Origin of the sequence: Flavobacterium sp. FlaQc-52, assembly GCF_044007495.1 — a bacterium.
In the GTDB taxonomy this organism is placed as follows: domain Bacteria; phylum Bacteroidota; class Bacteroidia; order Flavobacteriales; family Flavobacteriaceae; genus Flavobacterium; species Flavobacterium cupriresistens.
Window position 1 is genome coordinate 1 of sequence record NZ_JBIPCV010000059.1, and the last position, 255, is coordinate 255.

Here is a 255-nt window from a genome sequence, read left to right on the forward strand (position 1 = left end):
GTTTTTCGGTGTGCGGGTTTCTCGCCCGCATTATCGTTACTTATGCCTACATTTTCTTTTCTAACCAGTCCAGCATACCTTACGATACACCTTCAACCCTGTTAGAATGCTCCCCTACCACTTACAGCAAAACTGTAAATCCATAGCTTCGGTAATATGCTTATGCCCGATTATTATCCATGCTCGTCCGCTCGACTAGTGAGCTGTTACGCACTCTTTAAATGAATGGCTGCTTCCAAGCCAACATCCTAGCTG

At 45.1% G+C, this 255-nt stretch carries 1 rRNA gene; it reads right to left on the reverse strand.

The annotated features are described in order from the left end of the window. Positions 1-255: ribosomal RNA gene (locus tag ACHRV5_RS22490) — 23S ribosomal RNA — on the reverse strand; the annotation flags it as partial.